The organism is Pectobacterium fontis (genome assembly GCF_000803215.1).
GTDB lineage: Bacteria > Pseudomonadota > Gammaproteobacteria > Enterobacterales > Enterobacteriaceae > Pectobacterium > Pectobacterium fontis.
The window spans coordinates 43,717-60,343 of the sequence record NZ_JSXC01000035.1 but is presented as its reverse complement, the minus strand read 5'-3'; the positions used below and the strand labels follow the sequence as shown (position 1 = coordinate 60,343).

Annotated in this window: 16 protein-coding genes; 4 read left to right on the top strand and 12 right to left on the bottom strand. The window is 51.0% G+C overall.

All coding sequences use genetic code 11. From position 1 onward, the window contains the following. Positions 1 to 119 precede the first annotated feature (119 nt). From rplY to OI69_RS12675, 3 genes are all read right to left on the bottom strand, one after another. Positions 120 to 404, bottom strand: a complete 285-nt coding sequence (rplY, locus tag OI69_RS12685; protein WP_039350972.1) for a 50S ribosomal protein L25 — start codon at positions 402 to 404, stop codon at positions 120 to 122. A gap of 135 nt (positions 405 to 539) precedes the next feature. Further along, complete coding sequence (locus OI69_RS12680; RefSeq protein WP_039350969.1) at positions 540 to 2,300, bottom strand: DEAD/DEAH box helicase; 1,761 nt, start codon at positions 2,298 to 2,300, stop codon at positions 540 to 542. A gap of 2 nt (positions 2,301 to 2,302) precedes the next feature. After that, positions 2,303 to 2,542, bottom strand: a complete 240-nt coding sequence (locus tag OI69_RS12675; RefSeq protein WP_039350966.1) for a YecH family metal-binding protein — start codon at positions 2,540 to 2,542, stop codon at positions 2,303 to 2,305. 209 nt (positions 2,543 to 2,751) lie between these two features. On the opposite strand from OI69_RS12675, the gene rsuA reads away from it, so the two are divergent. The 3 genes from rsuA (at position 2,752) to OI69_RS12660 (ending at position 5,418) form a co-directional block, all read left to right on the top strand. Continuing rightward, positions 2,752 to 3,447: a 16S rRNA pseudouridine(516) synthase RsuA gene (rsuA, locus tag OI69_RS12670; RefSeq protein WP_039350964.1), complete on the top strand. Its 696-nt coding sequence runs from the start codon at positions 2,752 to 2,754 to the stop codon at positions 3,445 to 3,447. Positions 3,448 to 3,487: 40 nt separating this feature from the next. Further along, positions 3,488 to 4,678 carry a Bcr/CflA family multidrug efflux MFS transporter gene (locus OI69_RS12665; RefSeq protein WP_039350962.1) on the top strand — a complete coding sequence of 397 codons (1,191 nt, stop codon included), beginning with the start codon at positions 3,488 to 3,490 and terminating at the stop codon, positions 4,676 to 4,678. A 395-nt stretch (positions 4,679 to 5,073) separates the two neighbouring features. Continuing rightward, complete coding sequence (locus tag OI69_RS12660; RefSeq protein WP_039350960.1) at positions 5,074 to 5,418, top strand: YejG family protein; 345 nt, start codon at positions 5,074 to 5,076, stop codon at positions 5,416 to 5,418. Between the two features lie 40 nt (positions 5,419 to 5,458). Here the strand turns inward: OI69_RS12660 and yejF are convergent, their stop codons facing one another. The 8 genes from yejF to yeiP all read right to left on the bottom strand — a co-directional run bounded on the left by yejF (position 5,459) and on the right by yeiP (position 14,853). Further along, positions 5,459 to 7,075: a microcin C ABC transporter ATP-binding protein YejF gene (gene yejF / locus OI69_RS12655; RefSeq protein ID WP_039350957.1), complete on the bottom strand. Its 1,617-nt coding sequence runs from the start codon at positions 7,073 to 7,075 to the stop codon at positions 5,459 to 5,461. Position 7,076: 1 nt separating this feature from the next. Further along, the gene (locus OI69_RS12650) at positions 7,077 to 8,102 is read right to left on the bottom strand and encodes an ABC transporter permease (RefSeq protein ID WP_039350955.1); all 1,026 of its coding nucleotides are present in this window, start codon (positions 8,100 to 8,102) and stop codon (positions 7,077 to 7,079) included. Beyond that, positions 8,099 to 9,196: a microcin C ABC transporter permease YejB gene (locus OI69_RS12645; RefSeq protein ID WP_039350951.1), complete on the bottom strand. Its 1,098-nt coding sequence runs from the start codon at positions 9,194 to 9,196 to the stop codon at positions 8,099 to 8,101. Before OI69_RS12645 ends, OI69_RS12650 begins: the two co-directional genes overlap by 4 nt. Before the next feature lie 9 nt (positions 9,197 to 9,205). Beyond that, complete coding sequence (locus OI69_RS12640) at positions 9,206 to 11,014, bottom strand: extracellular solute-binding protein (RefSeq protein ID WP_039350948.1); 1,809 nt, start codon at positions 11,012 to 11,014, stop codon at positions 9,206 to 9,208. Between the two features lie 538 nt (positions 11,015 to 11,552). Beyond that, the gene (gene mepS, locus OI69_RS12635) at positions 11,553 to 12,134 is read right to left on the bottom strand and encodes a bifunctional murein DD-endopeptidase/murein LD-carboxypeptidase (RefSeq protein ID WP_039350945.1); all 582 of its coding nucleotides are present in this window, start codon (positions 12,132 to 12,134) and stop codon (positions 11,553 to 11,555) included. 331 nt (positions 12,135 to 12,465) lie between these two features. Further along, positions 12,466 to 13,158: a phosphatase PAP2 family protein gene (locus OI69_RS12630; RefSeq protein ID WP_039350942.1), complete on the bottom strand. Its 693-nt coding sequence runs from the start codon at positions 13,156 to 13,158 to the stop codon at positions 12,466 to 12,468. A 34-nt stretch (positions 13,159 to 13,192) separates the two neighbouring features. Beyond that, positions 13,193 to 14,194, bottom strand: a complete 1,002-nt coding sequence (locus OI69_RS12625; protein WP_039350940.1) for a CobW family GTP-binding protein — start codon at positions 14,192 to 14,194, stop codon at positions 13,193 to 13,195. Between the two features lie 86 nt (positions 14,195 to 14,280). Next, positions 14,281 to 14,853 (bottom strand): elongation factor P-like protein YeiP, encoded by a 573-nt coding sequence (gene yeiP / locus OI69_RS12620; protein WP_039350938.1) that lies wholly within the window; start codon positions 14,851 to 14,853, stop codon positions 14,281 to 14,283. Between the two features lie 162 nt (positions 14,854 to 15,015). Here yeiP and OI69_RS12615 point away from each other — a divergent pair, with 162 nt between their 5' ends. After that, a complete protein-coding gene (locus tag OI69_RS12615) occupies positions 15,016 to 15,270 on the top strand; it encodes a hypothetical protein (protein WP_015839911.1) in 255 nt (84 codons plus the stop codon). A gap of 10 nt (positions 15,271 to 15,280) precedes the next feature. On the opposite strand, the gene setB is transcribed toward OI69_RS12615, so the two are convergent. Next, positions 15,281 to 16,459, bottom strand: a complete 1,179-nt coding sequence (setB, locus tag OI69_RS12610) for a sugar efflux transporter SetB (protein WP_039350933.1) — start codon at positions 16,457 to 16,459, stop codon at positions 15,281 to 15,283. Positions 16,460 to 16,627: the final 168 nt, after the last annotated feature.

The window sequence follows — 16,627 nt, the reverse complement described above, 5'->3', positions numbered from 1 at the left end:
CCTTTTTTGTCGTCAGGGAAAGGGCAGCGGCTGAACCCGGCCTGCGTGAAAGCAAAAAAAACGCCGCATAAGCGGCGTTCTTCTCTTTCCGGCGTCCCGGAAAACAACTTCAGCGTAAACTAAACGCGAACGAAGTCGATGTGAGTCAGTTTTGGCTTGTAAACGTGACGTTGTACAGCCTGAACTTTAACTTGTACTTCTTTGCCATCGATAGACAGAATCAGTGCAGTACCGTAGAAGCCTTCTTTCGCTTCCTGGTTTTTCACTGAATCGTGATCCAGTTCGATAGAGACTGGTGCTTCTGAACCACCGTAAACGATGGCTGGGAATTTACCAGCGGAACGCAGGCGGCGGCTCGCACCCTTACCCTGACCTTGACGTGCTTCTGCTTTGATAGTAATCATTTTTTTCTCTACTTATATAAAGTAACCCTGCTACAGGCGACCCAGCAGCAGGTTGGGTTATTCAGCTTTTGTAAACAAAAGCGGGCTGAATTCTAGCGGAATATGGCGACATGGGCAAATGAATCCACAAATTACTTAGCCGCGCAGCTCGTTGGCGCGCCGGAAGCGCCCCTGATAATCAAAGAGCTTTTCGCGTATTTGCCAGAATTTCCCGTGTTTGCGTGCGACGACGAAATCGGGGGGGCGCAATAACGCCTGCTGGGCGATGACGTCGGCGGCGTGCTGCCAGTTAAACGGCGTTCCCGGTGCACGCTGATGGACGCGTAAAAACTGTTGCAGGAAAACGTGCCGTTGCGCGGTGGAATGCAGGCGAAAACGTTCGCTCACTTCAGCACCGTCCTCATCGTGGTAGAGGATTTTTAGCCATTCGCCTTTTGCATCCAAACCCTGTTCGAAGCTCATGCCGCTACAGCGTAAAACCAGCGCATCTTTCAGTTTCAGCGCGGCTTTCAGCATGTCATCGGGATCGACCAACACCTCATCACACTGGTGGCAGCGCCGTGCGGCAATATCGTTTTCTGCGCCGCAGTGCGGGCAGACTTTAAACCGAAACCGAAAATCACATTGCTGGCGTTGGTTGTTTTCCGTTATTTCCCAGCCCTGACAGCGGCGACCATAATGTTCGAGGATATCGCCTTGCTCAGTCGTTTTCCCCCAGAACAGGTTGGCAAATCCACACTCAGGGCAGAAAACCTGCACGGGCTGACTGCCCGCATGTGGCTTGCTGCTACCGACTTCCGGCGTATAGAGATCGTGCGGATTGCCTGCGTAATCCAGTATCAGGCAGTCCGTTTTTCCCGGGTAGAGGCGTAAACCGCGCCCGACGATTTGCTGATACAGGCTTACGGATTCCGTGGGGCGGAGGATGGCGATCAGATCAACATGCGGAGCATCAAAGCCTGTTGTGAGCACCGCCACGTTAACCAGATACCGCAGCGTCTGCTGTTTAAACGCGTCAATCAGCGCATCGCGCTCGGCTGCGGGCGTATCGGCACTGACCAGCGCAGCCTGACCTGCGGGCAACAACGCCGTAATTTCTTTGGCATGCTCGACGGTTGAGGCAAAAATCATCACGCCACGCCGTGTTTGCGCATAATCGATGATCTGACTGATGATGTGCGGCGTAATACGCTGCTGGCGTTTAAGTTCGAGATTCAGATCGGTTTCGCTGAATAGCCCATTACTGCGTGCGATGAGCCTGCTGAAATCATATTGCACGACGGGCATATCCAGTCGGTCAGGCGGCACCAGAAAGCCATGTTTAATCATATAGCGCAGCGGCAATTCATAGATGCAATCGCGGAACAGACAGCGCTCATCGCCACGAATCATGCCGTGATAGTGATACTGGTATATCCAGCCTTTACCCAGCCGATAGGGCGTGGCGGTTAAGCCGAGCAACCGCAGTTGAGGATTACTTTTTTGCAGATGCTGGATGATTTGTTGATATTGGCTGTTCTCGTCGTCGCTGATGCGGTGGCATTCATCAATGATTAGCAAAGAGAATGCATTATCGAACCGATCGAGATTACGAGCCACAGACTGCACGCTGCCAAAGACCACTTTCCCCTGACTCTCTCGCTGTTGCAGTCCCGCCGCGAAAATATCCGCTTCTAAATCCAAGGCGCAGTATTTAGCATGGTTTTGCGCCACCAGTTCCTTAACGTGTGCGAGCACCAGTACCCGACCACGAGCAAGCCGCGCCAGTTCGGCGATGACCAGGCTTTTCCCCGCACCGGTCGGCAAAACGATGACGGCCGGTTGGGTATGGCGGCGAAAATAGTCGAGCGTGGCGGAAACCGCCTCACGTTGATAAGGCCGCAGCGTGAATGACATGGCTAGTGCTGACAGATTTTACTGGCGCTGGTGGTAAAGCCTGCATCTTGTGGGATAAATTTTCCGCGTTCAGCCAGAAATTGCACCAGCATTGCCGCGGTCATATTGTCGGCTGAACAGGTATGAAAACGCGCTGCGCTGCCGAAGCGAGCTTCTATCGTGCTGATCAACTGTGCGGTGGTGAACGACTCACCGGACGAGAGCATCATTTGCAAAACTTCATGACCATGAATGGATGACATGGGTTGCCCTTAAAATGTAAGAAATTGCCCTTATTATGCCTGTTGATAATACCCAGTGCGAGGGTGTGCAGCCTGAAGGCTGGCTAAAAGAGCAACTTATGGGCGGTGAATTGCGGGACGCGCGAACAAAGCCCCGTTATACTACGATCTCATCATTTAGGGTCTCACGATTTGGGGCCAGCAATATTTGAGACAGGTAGTGAGTTTTAATGCGATTGGACAAATTTTTATCCCAGCATCTGGGAATCAGCCGTTCGTTGGTGGCGCGTGAGCTCCACGCACAGCGTGTTACCGTCGATGGTGAAGTGGTAAAAAGCGGCGCATTCAAGTTATCTCCCGAGCATAACGTTGAATTCGATGGCAACCCACTGGAACAGCAGAATGGCCCGCGCTACTTCATGCTGAATAAGCCTCAGGGCTACGTCTGTTCAACGGACGATCCCGATCATCCCACTATACTGTATTTCATGGATGTTCCGGTGGCGCACAAACTGCATGCGGCGGGGCGACTGGATATCGATACTACCGGACTGGTGTTGCTCACTGACGATGGTCAATGGTCGCACCGTATTACCTCGCCTAAGCATCAGTGTGAAAAGACCTATCTGGTGACGCTGGAACAGCCGCTGGCTGAGGATACTGCCGCACAATTTACGGCGGGCGTGCAACTGCATAACGAGAAGCATCTTACCAAACCTGCTTCGCTTGAAAAGGTAACGGATCATGTCGTTCGCCTGACGATTAGCGAAGGTCGCTACCATCAGGTGAAAAGGATGTTTGCTGCGGTGGGAAATCGGGTTGTGGCGTTACACCGCGAGCGTATCGGTGACATCTCTCTGGATAGTGAACTGGAACCGGGGGAATTCCGTGAATTAAACGCTGATGAGATTGCCAGCGTAAAATGATTTTGCTCAGAACGACCTTCTTTCTAATCTGGAGTTATTAGTGCAATTACGTCGCTCTTCTCACCTCGGGCTGATCTTTATCCTTGGCCTGATTTCGATGCTAATGCCGTTAGCCATCGATATGTATTTACCTGCGTTGCCGACTATCGCTAACGAGTTTGGTGTGGGGGACGGACACGTCCAAATGACGCTCAGTACCTATGTGCTGGGCTTTGCGATCGGTCAGATGTTCTACGGACCAATGGCAGACAGTCTGGGGCGCAAGCCTGTGATCCTCGGCGGTACGCTGGTTTTTGCGTTTGCAGGTGTGGCGTGTGCATTGGCACAAACGGTAGAGCAACTGATTTATATGCGCTTCCTGCACGGAGTTTCCGCCGCTGCGGCTGCGGTGGTGATTAACGCATTGATGCGCGATATGTTCTCGCGGGATGATTTTTCTCGCATGATGTCGTTTGTTGTGCTGGTTATGACCGTGGCACCACTCATTGCGCCGATTGCAGGGGGCTGGCTGCTGCTGTGGTTTAGCTGGCATTCCATTTTCTGGACGATCTCCGGCGCGGCGTTTCTGGCGTCAGCGCTGATTTTCTTTTTTATCAAAGAAACGTTACCCGCAGCGAAGCGACAGAAATTTCATTTGCGCACCACCATCGGGAATTTTGCCATCCTGTTCCGGCATAAGCGGGTGTTCAGCTATATGGTGGCGAGCGGGTTGTCGTTTTGCGGCATGTTTTCTTTCCTGAGCGCTGGACCGTTTGTGTATATCAATCTGTATGGCGTTTCTCCCCAGAATTTTGGCTATTACTTTGCCCTGAATATCGTCTTTCTGTTTGTGGTGACGCTGTTTAACAGCCGCAATGTGCGACGGCTGGGCGCGATGGCGATGTTCCGCGCGGGCTTAGTGATCCAGTTTGTGATGGGAATATGGCTGGTGATTGTTTGCCTGTTCGATCTCGGATTCTTACCGCTGGTGTTCGGCGTAGCGCTGTTTGTTGGTTGTATTGCGATGGTCGCATCGAATGCGATGGCCGTTATTCTTGATGATTTCCCTCACATGGCAGGGACCGCCTCGTCGCTGGCTGGCACGCTACGTTTCGGTCTTGGTGCGATTGTGGGCGTTATTCTGTCGCTGGCTTCATTTAATAGCGCCTGGCCGATGGTGCTATCGATGGCGCTCTGTTCGATAGGCGCTTTTCTGCTGTTTCTGTACGCGAACCGCCCGGTAGCGTCCTGATTTCCCCTCCTTATCAGATGTAGGCGATGCGTAGATGCAGGAAAGTCCCCTGCATCTGGGTGGGTTTCTGTCTGTTCCTTTTTCCTCTGATGACGATATTCATCCATGGTTTTTTGTTTTGCTAATGTAAAACATTTGACTCAAAAGTGAACGCATGGGTTAAAAAGGGTTGAGATATTAAATGGAAAAGGTTACATATAGCCGGAAAAGAAGAAATATTCGTGATCGATATGGCATTAATAGCGCTTGCAATCGAACCAGTTAGCCACTAATACGACATGAGAAGGTGTGTTTGTTGTTTTTTTGTTCATGAAAAGTGGCGAAAAATGGTGCAAGCACGCTACTATGATAAATATGTTGCCATTTTGTGAATTTATTACCTGAGGAAAACAGTAGTGGACAGTTTCCAACTTTCGGTAGTTCATCGTTTGCCGCAAAGTTATCGCTGGTTATCGGGTTTTGCGGGTGTCAATGTTGAACCGATTCCGCTGAGCGGCAGAGAAGAAGACAATAACCTGATTGGTCTCAAATTATTGAGCCATGATGGCGATATCGCATGGGAAATCATGCGCCAACTGAATCAATCGTTGATGGAAATACAGGTTGAATGCGCCGTTCTGGAATGGGAAGGCGAACCGTGCTTGTTTTTACATCGCAATGATGAAAGCACGGCAATGTGCCGTCTGAAGAATGTCGGTGTCGCGATTGCTGAATCCGTATCGGCACAATACCCTTTTTAAACCGTAGCGTCAGCAGACTGGCGCTACGGCAGGATTTCATTTATGTCGGCAGCGTTTCTGTCGTGCAGGATGAAAACTGTAGCAATTCCCGCGTGTAATCTTCCGCCGGGTGTGCGAATACCTGTTTACAGTCCCCTTGTTCAACCACCTCGCCTTGTCGCAACACAATAACCTGATGACACAGTGAGCGGATTACCTGTAAATCATGGCTGATAAACAGGTAGGCGATTTTGTGTTTTTCCTGCAATGATTTCAGCAATGCCAAAATTTGCGCCTGAACCGTTCTGTCCAATGACGATGTAGGCTCATCCAGGATCAGCAGTTCCGGTTGCAGTATCAACGCACGGGCGATAGCGATTCGTTGGCGCTGACCGCCGGAAAACTCTGAAGGGTAGCGGTAGCGGGTCGAGGGATCCAGCCCGACTTCCCGCATCGCCTCTATCACGCGCTGGTCACGCGCCTCTTTACTTAACTTATGATGGACGGTCAATCCCTCGGCGATAATTTGCTCCACATTCAGCCGCGGGTTGAGTGCGGAATTGGGATCCTGAAAGACAACCTGAATCCGGCGGCGGAAAGGCAGCAGTTGCTTGCGAGTCAGCCCTTGCAGAGGCTGACCGTCAAACCCAATGTTGCCGCGTGATTGAATCAGGCGCAGTAGCGCTAATCCGGTGGTGCTTTTCCCTGAGCCGGATTCCCCCACCAGACCCAGACTTTCACCGCGCCGTAAGGTGAAGTTGATATTGTTCACGACCTGCTTTTCGTCAACGGTACGGCGTAAAAGACCGCGTTTGATGGGAAACGAAACATGCAGTTGCTCCACTCGCAAGAGTGGTTCGCCGTCATCCTCGACCGGAAGTGGCTCGCCTGATGGTTCTGCATCCAGTAATTGGCGCGTGTAAGGATGCTGTGGTGCGCTGAAAAGCTGCTGACAGCGATTGTGCTCCACGGCCTGACCGGCTTTCATCACCGACACGTTGTCTGCCAACTGACGGACAATATTCAGGTTGTGGGTAATGAACAGTAAACTCATCCCCAGCTCCTGCTTCAGCTCGTTCAGTAATTTCAATATTTGCGCCTGAACGGTCACGTCCAGCGCCGTGGTGGGTTCATCGGCAATCAGTAAATCAGGCTGTGTCAGCAGCGCCATGGCAATCATGACGCGCTGGCGTTCTCCGCCAGAAAGCTGGTGGGGGAAATCATTCAAGCGGCTTTTTGCCTGACGGATGCCTACGCGATCCAGGCAGGTGATGACTTCGCTGCGGGCGGCTTCGGTGCGCATACCTCGGTGGAGCGATAGCACTTCAATTAGCTGTTTCTCAATACATTGCAGCGGGTTAAGCGACACCATCGGTTCCTGAAAAATCATCGCGATCCGGTTGCCGCGTATCTGGCGCAGTGTTTTTTCATCGGCATGCAGCAGTGATTGCCCAGCGAAGCGGATATCCCCTTGCGGATAAACCACGGGCGGGGAGGGGAGTAAGCGTAAAACCGACAGCGCGGTAACGCTTTTCCCTGAACCTGATTCACCGACTAGCGCCAGCGTCTCACCCGCGTTCACCGTCAGTGAAAGCTGGTCGACGACACGCTGCTCCTGATCGCCTTGGCGGAAGGCAATGCTGAGATTATCTATCTGCAATAAAGGTGAACTGGACATATTAATGCGCCTTGCTGGGGTCAAAGGCGTCGCGCACCGCTTCGCCGATAAAAATGAGTAAGGAAAGCACGATGGAAAGCACCATAAACACGGTGATACCCAGCCACGGTGCCTGAAGGTTCTCTTTCCCTTCCAGCAATAAGGTGCCTAATGATGGCGAACCCATAGGCAGACCAAAACCGAGAAAATCGAGCGATGTCAGCGTGGTAATTGATCCGCAGAGAATAAAAGGCAGGTAGGTCAGCGTAGCAACCATGGCGTTTGGCAGCATGCAGCGGAACATAATGGCACGATCGCTGACGCCCATCGCCTGCGCCGCACGAATATAGTCAAAGTTTCGCGTACGCAGAAATTCTGCCCGCACTACGCCAACCAGACTCATCCAGCCGAACAGTACGGTAATCGCCAATAGCCACCAGAAATCCGGCTGAATCACGCTGGACAGCAGAATGATGAGAAACAGCGTTGGCATGCCGGACCAGACTTCGATAAAGCGTTGACCCCAGAGATCGAGGCGTCCACCGTAATAGCCCTGTGCCGCACCGACAGCGATGCCAATCACGCTGGAAAGGATCGTGAGCGCCAGACCGAACAGCAGTGAGATGCGGAAGCCATAAAGCACCTGGGCGACGACGTCTTTCCCTTGGCTGTCTGTGCCCAGCCAGTTCTGCCAGTTTGGTGACGATGGGAAAGATGTCGTAGTAGCGTAATTGATAGTGTCATAACTGTAGTGAATCAGTGGCCATATCACCCAGCCGTGACTGCTGATACGTTGGGCGATATAAGGATCGCGGAAGTCAGCGGGGGTATCTAACTGCCCACCAAACGTTTTTTCGCTGTGGTCAATGAGCACTGGCGTATAAAACTGGCCGTCATATTTCACCAGCAGCGGTTTATCATTGGCAATCAGTTCGGAAAACAGGCTGATGATAAATAGCACCATGAAAATCCATAGCGACCAGTAACCGCGACGGTTACTTTTAAAACGCGCCCAGCGTGCTTGATTAATCGGGCTTAAGCGGCTCATTGGCGTCCCTCAAAATCGATACGTGGATCCACCAGCGTATAGGTCATGTCGCTGACGATGTTCAGCAATAAGCCGATCAACGTGAAAATATACAGCGTGCCGAACATAACGGGATAGTCACGTTGCAGCGTTGCGTCATAGCCCAGCAGGCCCAACCCATTAAGAGAAAACATCACCTCAATCAGCAGTGAACCAGTGAAAAACATACTGATAAAGGTGGCAGGGAAGCCAGCAATCACCAGCAGCATGGCATTACGGAACACATGGCGATAAAGAATGCTCTTTTCATCCAGCCCCTTAGCCCGTGCGGTAACAACGTACTGCTTGCGAATCTCATCCATAAAGGAGTTCTTGGTGAGCATGGTTAAGGTGGCAAACCCGCCAATCACGGAGGCCAGGACGGGTAACGCAATATGCCAAAAATAGTCAGTGATTTTGCTGTACCACGGCAACGTATCAAAATTGCTGGAAACCAGCCCGCGTAGCGGGAACCAGTCCAGATAACTGCCGCCAGCGAATAGCACAATCAAAATGATCGCAAATAAAAACGCGGGAATGGCATAGCCGATAATGATGAGCGTGCTGCTCCAGGTGTCGAACGGCGTGCCGTTCTTCACGGCTTTTTTGATGCCCAGCGGAATAGAAATCAGGTAGACAATCAGCGTACTCCACAGGCCGAGCGTAATGGAAACGGGCATGCTCTCTTTAATGAGTTGCATCACCGAAGAACCACGGAACAGGCTGTCGCCGAAGTCAAAACGGACATAATCCCACAGCAGTTTAAAATAGCGCTCATGAATGGGTTTATCGAAGCCGTAGCGTTTGGTGATTTCTTCGATGACCTCTGGATCAAGCCCGCGTGAACCGCGGTACGTGTTTTCGATATTAGGGGCTCCGCTGGTTCCGGTGCGTGCCATACCCGCATCCATTCCGCTACTGGCGGTGAAACCGCTGCCGTGACCCATCTCAATGGCCGCGATGGCCTGATCGACCGGGCCGCCGGGCGCAATTTGTACAATAAAGAAATTAATCGTGATAATCGCCCACAGGGTTGGAATGACCAGCAGCAGGCGGCGTAACAGATAGGTTCCCATTTTGATTCCTTAACGTCGCTCTGCGGGCAGCGTAGCCGCCTGTTTGGTATCGAACCACCAGCCGTCAATGCCAAGCGAATACGCCGGGCGAACTGCGGGCATAGCAAATTTGTTCCAATAGGCAAAACGGTCATGATTGGAATACCACATAGGGATCATGAACTGGTTCCAGGTCAGCACCCTGTCCAGCGCGCGACCCAGTGACAACAGCGGCACTTTTTGCCCTTGGTGCTTAACAATGTCCTCAATGAGAGAGTCAATGGCGGGATCGCTGACGCCGGAGGTATTGTAACTTGAGTTGATATATTGCGAGCTCCAGCGGATTTGCAGGTTGTCATCAGGGTAAAGGAGAGCGGGGTACACTGTCGCCGTCATATCGAAATCCCGTTTGCGTAGACGGCTATTGAACTGTGCGCTATCGATGTTACGCACATTCATGGTAATCCCTAGTTTTTTCAGGCTTTGCTGAAACGGCAGGACATACTGTGAGTTGCCTGCGCTTGGCAATAGCAGTTCAAACGTAAAGGGCTGCCCGGTTTTGCTATTGACCAGCTTTTGATCTTTCAATTCCCAACCTGCCTCTTTCAGCAACGTTAGTGCCTTAAGCCAGTTTTGTCGGTCATAGCCGCTGCCATCGGAGGAGGGCGGTTGATAGCGGGTGCCAAAGACCTCGGCAGGCACTTTATCTTTCAGCGGCGTCAGCCAGGCAAGCTCTTCCGTGCTGGGTTCGCCTTTAGCGGCATACTCGGTGTTTTGGAAATAGCTATCGGTACGTTGATAAGCGTTGTAATACAGCGCCTTATTCATCCAGTTGAAGTCAAAAGCCAGCGCTAACGCCTGACGGACGCGCCTATCCTGAAATAATGGCCGCTGGATATTGAACGCCAGCCAGCGCGTATCCTGTGCGGATTGATTGACCTGATCCTGTTTGATGATGTAACCGCGAGCGAAGTTACCGCCCTGATATTGTGTCGCCCAATTCTTTGGCGATCCTTCCTCTCGCAGGTCGAACGCACCGGCTTTAAACGCTTCCAGCGCAACGCTATCGTCCAGATAGTAGTCGTAGCGGATTGTATCGAAATTGTTCAGGCCTTTATTTACCGGCAGATCGGCACCCCAATAGTCTTTCACCCGCGAATAGGTGACATATTGTCCGGTGCGGTAGGCTGTGATGCGATAAGGGCCACTGGCAGGTGGCGGATACGACAGGGGCTCGTTGAGTTTATGATTTTTCCAGAATTTCTCCGGCATGATGGGCAATGTTATCAGGCTGAACATGCGGTTTTTATCGGATACGGGAAAATCGAAGCGTACGGTCAGCGGAGCGACAGCTTTGGCGGTGACGTCTTTGAAATAGAGACGAAACTGTGGCACGCCCTGCGTCATAAACATATTGTAGGTGAACGCGACATCGGCTGCGGTGATCGGTGAACCATCATGAAAACGAGCCTGGGGATTCATATCGATTTCAATCCAGCGGAAATCTGCCGAATGGCGAGTTGTTAGTGCCACCAGCGGATAATAGCTGCCGGGTTCGTCATCAGAGGAGACAAAGAGCGAATCGTAGAGGCGTTCAGTACGTGCCGCCGCTACGCCGCGTAGCGCGTAGCGGTTGAAATTATCGAAGGTTCCCAGTGCGCTGAGGGTGATATTGCCGCCTTTGGGGGCATCGGGATTTACATAGTCAAAATGGCGGAAGTTCTCCGTATACTTCGGCTCCCCCAAAAGCGCAAAGCGGGTGCTGTTTTCAATCGTCTCGGCATGCAGCCCAAAATGGGTCGTGCAGAGCAATACGGCGGCGATAACACGTTTTAACATCTGACGGCAATCTCCTGCGAGTGGACGTTATCTGATTGGATGACTGATGCAGACATGCCATATCGTAACGTCGACGATGCCAATTTTCTCGGCATAAAGTTCTTGAAATAATTAACATTCCCATCGGGAAGTTGCGTGTTTTCTTTTTATCATGAAATCAGGTGATAAACCTACTTTAATCACGGCCTGTTAATGTTTCAGGTTGTGGGTTTAGTCATATTTTGCGCAGTGCGCCGCAGAAGGGGGACGATATGCAGCAGAATTTGGGTGAAAAGCAGACATAACCATTTCTGGGAGAGATGGTTAACATTGCGTAGCAACGGCTCGCAGGGTGACAGATAAGGGTGTCTATCATAAAAAAACGTAGGGAACGTTTTTCAACGTTGCGTAGCAACGGCCCGTAGGGTGATGGACAAGGATGTCCATCATAAAAAAACGCCGCTTGTTATAAGCGGCGTTGATGTTGTCTCGTTTTGTTGGCTAACAGCAAAGTCTTTCCACTAGCAAAGCAATATCGCAATAAGGGAGTGGATAGTGTTTAGCTGGTTTTTCCTTTACTCAGAATACGGCGTCCTTCCTGATAACGCTTATTCCAGTAGTCTTCTGTCATCTTGGAAATGATGACGCCGCTGCTGGTTGACGCGTGGACGAACTGATCGTTACCGAGATAAATGCCAACATGACGTCCGGTTGAACCCGCGCGGAACAAGACAAGATCGCCAACGCGCAGTTTGTTGCGCTGAATTTGCTGACCCATCTCTTGCTGTTCATAAGTAGAACGCGGTAAATCCATACCAAACTGTTCGCGGAACGTGCGCTGAACGAAAGCTGAGCAGTCAATGCCACGGCGACTATCACCACCTAATCGATAGCGAACGCCTTTCCAACTGGCATATTGGTTAAGTAACTTGGATTTGATGTCCACGTTACGAACCAGTGCTTCAAATTCATCCTGAGAGGCTTGCAGTAAAAGACCATCTTTATCATTAACTGCATGCATATCAGTTTGAGCTTTATGGTTGTATGCACTATTACTTCCACATGCGGAGAGCATCATTGCCACCGCGACGGCAGGCACTGCCCGCCAGATATATCTCAGAATCGGTTGAGACTTGACCATTATTGTTATGTTCCCTTGCTGTCCTTAACGACAAATATCGTTATGTAGTATCCCCAGTTCACTGGGGTATAAATGCCAAATGAAAACGAGACTCAGACTAAATCACCGCGTCTTCTTAGCCAAACACTCATCGGCGAAACTGTGTCGTAATGCACATTATTTCTCTTGCCGCCGCTAGTTCAGTATGCGCTAAAAAGCAAACTTCAACGAGACTACCGCAACAGCAGCAGGATTGCGAGAAGTTTTAACTATTTTATTTATAAGATTTAATGATGTGTTCAGTTAAAAAATGTCGATGTAAATAATCCGAAATTATACGGATTTATACCGTCTATTTTTTAGTTAATAGTCTGTTTAACAAGGCAATAGCGGCATCGCTTGCCGGCGTTAATAACCACCAACTCAGTCCGACCAAAACGACAGAGAGCGAACCGACTGCAATATCCGTAAACCAATGTGCGCCGATCATGATGCGAGGCAATGAGAAAATTACCATGATGACCAGGCCGATGATGAAAGCCGTGCGGGTAAAATAACGCAACATAAAGGCAGCAAAGATCATTAACATCATGCCGTGGTCGCCAGGGAAACTGTCCGATGAAGCATCTTTGGTCGGAATGCCCGTTAAGGCTGAAACGCGATTGATGTCAGTAAAATAGAGTGTCGGGCTGGTGTGTTGAACGGGTAATAGATGTCCTGCCTGATTCAGCACGACGGCAGTTAACAGCATGATGAAACCGAGGATCAACAAACGGCGACGTTCAGGCGGCGTGGCTTTCAGATAAAACGAGAGGTACAACGCACCCATTGCAATAAGCGCACAGCCGTCAAAGGCACGGTTATTGGTAATCGCAACCAGATGCAAAAATGTTGGGCTATCGACCAAAAGATGATTGAAATAGAAAAAAATATGGCTGTCGAGTGTGAACCAAAAACCATGATTTTCGGGGAGATACCAGGATAAAAACAGCCCAATACCCAACACGTTGAGCACTAAAATAGAAGAAAAACGAGCAAATGACATAAGGCAAAGCATCCAAAGACGAAAAGGCTTCATTCTAGTCCACATTAGTTAAACGAGCCTTTAACAATGAGGCTTGTAACGTATTCCATTCGGCCGGTGTTTCATTGATGATTTCGATACGGCTATCAATCGGTGGTGTTGATCGGGTTTCTATATGCAGATCGTGGCCCTGACGGTTGACGATGAGCGTTCCCTCTTTTATACGCATCACGCCTTTAACCCGATTCACGGGAGAAAGACGAACCCAGTCCAGTAGTGCGGCAGTATCAAAAGTGGTGTCAGGCGCGAATATCCAGCCGCAGGCGTGGTAGCCCTGTCCCTGATTGAGAGAACGTCGCCAGGATTGCCCACCCGGTAATTGCAGCGCGGCCAAACCTGTTGTTGGCTTATGTGAGTGGTGGTGGGCTCCATCTGGAAGGTCGCGCACACGGTCTTGCGATGAATGGTGTCGCGGCTGATCGAGCTGTTGGCGGTCAACGTTTCCCTGACTGGCTTCGATAATGTGCCGTCCCTCACCACTGACCCGCTGCCACTGCTGCAAGGCTGCGAGATCGTCGGAGGTATAGGTATCACGTTTATTGGCGATAATAATGTCAGCGGCGGCAAGCTGATCGCGGAAGTTTTCGTTTTCCGTGTAACGCGTGTCGCTGAGTTGGCGCGCATCCAGAAGACATAGCGTCGCTTGCAATGTCAGCCAGGGCTGATAGATCTCGCTCATCAGTAAGGAGAGAATTTGTTTCGGATGGCCGAGTCCTGTGGGTTCGATAAGCAGGCGGTGCGGCTTTTTCTGTTGCAATAGCATATTCAGGCCAACCTGCATTGGTAGGCCGTTCACGCAGCACATGCAGCCGCCGGGAATTTCTTTCAGAACCGCACCGCTGTCTGCCAATAGCGCGCCATCAATGCCCACCTCGCCGAATTCATTGACCAGCACCGCCCAGACCTCGTCTTCCGGCTTTTGCGACAGCAGATGGCGAATCGTCGTGGTCTTTCCACTCCCCAGAAACCCCGTAATCAAATTGACTTTCGTTAGCATGGCAGGCTCCTATGTGGATTGACGGTGGGATGTGCCGGATATTTCATCCGGCGACAAGTATCGTGTTGATGATGCGAGGTATGCGATTAGTCTGCACGACCCATATAGCGGCGTTCTGGAATGTGAATGCGGATTTTTTCACCTGCGCTCAGGTATTCTGGCACCGGAATAACCAAACCGGTGCTCATGGTGGCCGGTTTGTTACGTGAGCTGGCAGAAGCGCCTTTAATGCCCGGAGCTGTCTCAATGATTTCCATATCTACTGTTTGTGGCAGTTCCAGCGCGATGATTTGGCCGTCCCAGCTCAATACCTGAATGCCCGGCATACCGCCTTCAGGGATGAACAGCAGCTCTTCTTCGATTTGATCTTTTTTGAAGAGATAAGGCGTGTAGTCTTCATCATCCATAAAGACGTATTCATCACCGTCAATATAAGAGAAGGTGACCGTGCGGCGTGTTAGCGTGATGGTATCGAGAATATCATCGCCTTTAAAACGCTCTTCCACTTTTAAACCCGTGCGTACGTCAGAAAAACGCATTTTGTACAGCGTGCTGGCACCGCGAGCGCTGGGGCTTTGAACATCGATGTCCTTTACCAGCAATAACTTGTCGTTATAGTTAACGACCATGCCGCGTTTAATCTCGTTTGCTCTTGCCATAAAAATTACCTGTTATAAGGAGTGTGATTTTTGTGGCGACACGTTACTCGCGCTGGAGAATTCAGGCAAGTGATAAGATGAAGGTGCTGATATTGGTTTTTAGCGGCAGGACTGTTATCGTGGCGCTTTCTATCTTTTGTCAGCCCACCGGAGAGTTTGCTGATGGACTGTCGTTCCCATTGTGGTGCGTGTTGTACCGCGCCATCTATTTCAACGCCGATGCCGGGGCTGCCGCATGGCAAGCCCGCGAACACGCCCTGTATCCACCTTGATGACGCGATGCGCTGTGGGCTGTTCCATTCTCCTCTCCGGCCTGCGGTTTGCGCAGGCTTACAGCCGCGTGCGGATATGTGTTTCAGCCACCGGGATGAGGCGATGGTTTATTTGCTCAAACTGGAAGCTGACACCGCACCTTAACGTGCGGCGATCAGGCGTCTTTGATGCGCCACATACAATAGCTGGAACCGACGATCATCAGCAGCGCGAAAAAGAAGACCGCGTGATAGTTCCAGATTTCAGCAACGATCCCGGCCAGCGAACCGGAAATGATCCAACCAACGCGGGTGGTATTGGTAAACAGCGTCGTCGCGGCTCCCGCCTGTCCGGGCATCAAATCCTGAAAATAAAGCATACCGATGCCGGCCAGAATGCCGATGAAAATGGCGTTCAGCGCCTGTAACCCCAGCAGGGCTATTTCTCCATCGAGAATCAGCAGACCGCCGAAGAACAGCAAACCAGACGCAACGGCAAGTCGCATGAGAAAACGTTTACCGAAGCGTTTAGCCACGTAGCCCGCAATCAACATCACCGGAATCTCCAGCCCGGCAGCCACACCCATCATGATGCCCGCCAGCTTTTCCGGCAGATGCAACTCATGCACCAGATACAACGGCATATTAATGAGGTAAATTCCGTTGCAGGTCCACATCAGGGTACAGGCAACAAACAATAAGAGCGTATCTCTGCGGTTGCGACGCGGCGATTCCAGCGTAGAGGTGGTTTTTTCCACCGTTTTAGGCATGGAAGGCAGGAAAAATTTGACCAGAATGCCGCACAAAATAAACACGACGGCGGCGGTCAGATACATAGTCGTGAAGCCAAAACCGAGTGCCAACGCAAAAGCAATGGGCGGGCCGACCACCCAGGCGAGCGAAATCTGGGCGCGGAGAATGGAACTGAACATCGCCGCTTCACGACCCGTTTTATCCGCATGTTCTCGCGCTAGCGCAAAAAGTTGCGGGTTTGCCGTTGAGCCAAAACTGCTCAGTAAAACGCCGATAAACAGCAGAATAAAGTAGTTACGGTTCCATGCAAACAACATGCAGGCCAGCGCGCCCAGCAAGCAACAAACAAATATCAGCGATTTGCGATCGCCCTGACGATCTGAGCGCGTAGCCAGTATTTGGCTGACGATAATGCCGATCACCGCACTACCGGTATAAAACATCCCCACCAGAAAAGGGCGCGCCTGTACCTCGCTGGAAAGAAAGAGGCTGAGCGTGGGGAGTTGCAACGCACCGGCTGTCCCGGTCAGAAAGGCAATGACTAAGAATGCTGATGATGTCAGGTCAATCGGACGTCGTGTTGTGTTTGCTGGAGTGAACATAAATTGATAGCGCTTAGAAAATAGGCGAAGGCTGTCGAGCGCGACATACTACCCGGGTTTATAATGAAACAGAAATCCTGTTTCATTATTTTTCGTCAGCATAGCGTCAGCCATTGGGTGATTTTTTTGGCTGGCAGTGCGTCATCCACGTTAAAATGTGCGTGATGT

Excerpts from the sequence above, each read along its gene's own strand:
- rplY (WP_039350972.1), bottom strand. The coding sequence starts at position 404 with ATGATTACTATCAAAGCAGAAGCACGTCAAGGTCAGGGTAAGGGTGCG.
- OI69_RS12680 (WP_039350969.1), bottom strand. The coding sequence starts at position 2,300 with ATGTCATTCACGCTGCGGCCTTATCAACGTGAGGCGGTTTCCGCCACG.
- OI69_RS12675 (WP_039350966.1), bottom strand. The coding sequence starts at position 2,542 with ATGTCATCCATTCATGGTCATGAAGTTTTGCAAATGATGCTCTCGTCC.
- rsuA (WP_039350964.1), top strand. The coding sequence starts at position 2,752 with ATGCGATTGGACAAATTTTTATCCCAGCATCTGGGAATCAGCCGTTCG.
- yejF (WP_039350957.1), bottom strand. The coding sequence starts at position 7,075 with ATGTCCAGTTCACCTTTATTGCAGATAGATAATCTCAGCATTGCCTTC.
- OI69_RS12650 (WP_039350955.1), bottom strand. The coding sequence starts at position 8,102 with ATGAGCCGCTTAAGCCCGATTAATCAAGCACGCTGGGCGCGTTTTAAA.
- OI69_RS12645 (WP_039350951.1), bottom strand. The coding sequence starts at position 9,196 with ATGGGAACCTATCTGTTACGCCGCCTGCTGCTGGTCATTCCAACCCTG.
- OI69_RS12640 (WP_039350948.1), bottom strand. The coding sequence starts at position 11,014 with ATGTTAAAACGTGTTATCGCCGCCGTATTGCTCTGCACGACCCATTTT.
- mepS (WP_039350945.1), bottom strand. The coding sequence starts at position 12,134 with ATGGTCAAGTCTCAACCGATTCTGAGATATATCTGGCGGGCAGTGCCT.
- OI69_RS12630 (WP_039350942.1), bottom strand. The coding sequence starts at position 13,158 with ATGTCATTTGCTCGTTTTTCTTCTATTTTAGTGCTCAACGTGTTGGGT.
- OI69_RS12625 (WP_039350940.1), bottom strand. The coding sequence starts at position 14,194 with ATGCTAACGAAAGTCAATTTGATTACGGGGTTTCTGGGGAGTGGAAAG.
- yeiP (WP_039350938.1), bottom strand. The coding sequence starts at position 14,853 with ATGGCAAGAGCAAACGAGATTAAACGCGGCATGGTCGTTAACTATAAC.
- OI69_RS12615 (WP_015839911.1), top strand. The coding sequence starts at position 15,016 with ATGGACTGTCGTTCCCATTGTGGTGCGTGTTGTACCGCGCCATCTATT.
- setB (WP_039350933.1), bottom strand. The coding sequence starts at position 16,459 with ATGTTCACTCCAGCAAACACAACACGACGTCCGATTGACCTGACATCA.